Source organism: Nocardia asiatica NBRC 100129 (genome assembly GCF_000308415.1).
Taxonomy (GTDB): Bacteria; Actinomycetota; Actinomycetes; order Mycobacteriales; family Mycobacteriaceae; genus Nocardia; species Nocardia asiatica.
On sequence record NZ_BAFS01000073.1, the window covers coordinates 1 to 2,860 of the forward strand.

General features: G+C 69.8%; 2 protein-coding genes. Both read left to right on the plus strand.

Annotated elements, in window-relative coordinates:
* Window positions 1-878, plus strand: an 878-nt coding sequence (locus ON27_RS07620; protein ID WP_043721565.1) for an NAD(P)/FAD-dependent oxidoreductase, incomplete at its 5' end; no start/stop codon positions are given.
* Window positions 879-1,188: 310 nt separating this feature from the next.
* Window positions 1,189-2,860 (plus strand): valine--tRNA ligase (locus tag ON27_RS07625; protein ID WP_043721566.1); only part of this gene is annotated, 1,672 nt, incomplete at its 3' end.

Sequence of the window (2,860 nt, forward strand, 5' to 3'; positions counted from 1 at the left end):
TGTCCGGGGCGCTGGTGCTGGCCCGGGCGCGGCGGCGAATCGCGGTGGTCAGGGGCGGTGCGCCGCGCAACGCGCCCGCCGAGCACATGCACGGGTTCCTGTCCCGGGACGGGATGCCGCCCGCGGAGCTGCTGGCCGCCGGGGCCGCCGAGGCCGCGGGTTACGGCGCGGAACTGATCGATGACATCGTGATCGACGCCGAGCGCGGCGGGGAGTCGGACTACACGCTGCGGCTCGGCGGCGGCGGGACGCTGCGGGCTCGGCGCGTGCTCGTAGCCACCGGGCTGCGCGACGAACTGCCGGAGCTGCCCGGAGTGCGCGAGCGCTGGGGCCGGGACGTGCTGCACTGCCCGTACTGCCACGGCTACGAGGTCCGCGACCAGCCGATCGGCGTGCTCGGCGGGCCGGAACCCGGCGCGAGAGCCCGCGCGGTGCATCTGGCGCTGCTGCTGCCACAGTGGTCGGACGACGTCGTCTTCTTTCCCAACACGATGCCCCTCTCCGCGGATGACCGTGCGCACCTGGACGCGCGCCGGGTCCGGGTGGTCGAAGGTTCGGTGGCCCGGCTGGCGGTGGACGACCGCTTGCGCGGCGTGGAACTGGCCGACGGGCGAGCGGTGCCGAGAACGGCGATGTTCGTAGCGCCCTCCTTCCGCGCCAACGATGCCGTGCTGCACGCGCTGAACTGCGCCTTCGATGACGGCGGCTGGGTGGTGACGGACGTGACCGGGCGCACCAGCGTGCCGGGAGTCTGGGCCGCGGGGAATGTCGCGAATCCGGCCGCGCAGGTGATCTCCGCCGCGGGCGCGGGCTCGACCGCCGCGATCGCGATCAACGGCGACCTCGTGCTGACCGACGCCATGGCCGTCGTCCGATAACGGGAATACGCGGGGTACGAAATGCCGGAAGCTGAGAATTACTTATGGATTTCGAGGTCGGCGCCGGATCGCCGGTAAGCTTCTGACATGGGCGGAGTGTTCGGTGTCCCTCATCCACCGAAGACTCCGCCTTCTTTGTCTTCGCAGCGAAATATCGCTTGTCGGATGCGCGGCGCCCGGCGCGATTGCCGTGCTGCCGGCGGACGAGCCCTCGATTTCCGGCCGGGGGCCGACCGGTGGATCCGGACGACTCTGCACTCCGGATCGACCGACCCGAAGTCGGCCGATCGACGCGCTCTAGAATCGCGGGGTGACCAGCGCAGCCCCTGACAACACGCGTAATCGTGCCGATGCCCTCCCCAAGAGCTGGACGCCCAGCGAGGTAGAGGCCGAGATGTACGAGCGCTGGGTAGCCGCGGGCTATTTCACCGCCGACCCGGCCAGCGGCAAACCCGGCTACTCGATCGTGCTGCCGCCCCCGAACGTCACCGGCACGCTGCACATGGGCCACGCGCTCGACCACACCCTGATGGACACGCTCTCGCGCCGCAAGCGCATGCAGGGCTACGAGGTGCTCTGGCTGCCCGGCATGGATCACGCGGGCATCGCCACCCAGACCGTGGTGGAGAAGCAACTCGCGGTGGACGGCAAGACGAAGGAAGACTTCGGCCGCGAACTGTTCGTGCAGAAAGTGTGGGACTGGAAGCGCGAGTCCGGCGGCGCGATCCAGTGGCAGATGCGGGCGCTGGGCGACGGCGTCGACTGGAGCCGGGACCGCTTCACCATGGACGAGGGCCTGTCGCGCGCCGTGCAGACCATGTTCAAGCGGCTCTACGACGCGGGCCTGATCTACCGCGCCGAGCGGCTGGTGAACTGGTCGCCGGAGCTGCGCACCGCGATCTCCGACATCGAGGTCAAGTACGAGGACGTGGAGGGCGAGCTGGTCTCGCTGCGTTACGGCTCACTCGACGACGGCGAGCCGCACGTCATCGTGGCCACCACCCGGGTGGAGACCATGCTGGGCGACACGGCGGTGGCCGTGCACCCGGAGGACCCGCGCTACCGCGCCCTGATCGGCACCACCCTGGAGCATCCGATCACCGGGCGGCAGATCCCGATCATCGCCGACGACTACGTCGACCCCGAATTCGGCTCGGGCGCGGTCAAGATCACGCCCGCGCACGACCCCAACGACTTCGAGATGGGCCTGCGGCACGGGCTGCCGATGCCGACCATCATGGACGAGCGCGGCCGGATCACCGGCACCGGAACCGAATTCGACGGCATGGACCGGTTCGAGGCGCGCGTCAAGGTGCGCGAGCGGCTCGCGCGGGAAGGGCGGGTCGTCGCCGAGAAACGGCCGTACCTGCACAGTGTCGGGCACTCCGAGCGCACCGGCGAACCGATCGAGCCGCGCCTGTCCATGCAGTGGTGGGTGAAGGTCGAGTCGCTGGCCAAGGCCGCGGGCGACGCCGTGCGCTCCGGCGACACCGTGATCCACCCCAAGAGCCAGGAGCCGCGCTGGTTCGGCTGGGTCGACGACATGCACGACTGGTGCATTTCGCGCCAGCTGTGGTGGGGCCACCGCATCCCGATCTGGTACGGCCCCGAGGGCGAAGTGGTGTGCGTCGGACCGGACGAGGAGGCGCCCGAGGGCTGGGTGCAGGACCCGGACGTGCTCGACACCTGGTTCTCCTCCGGCCTGTGGCCGTTCTCCACGATGGGCTGGCCGCACGCCACCGCCGAGCTGGAGAAGTTCTATCCGACGAGCGTTCTCGTCACCGGCTACGACATCCTCTTCTTCTGGGTGGCGCGGATGATGATGTTCGGCACCTACGTCGCCGAGGACTCCGCGCTGACCGCGGGCAAGGGCGGCGAGCGGCAGGTGCCGTTCAAGGACGTGTTCCTGCACGGCCTGATCCGCGACCAGTTCGGCAAGAAGATGTCCAAGTCGCGCGGCAACGGCATCGACCCGCTGGACT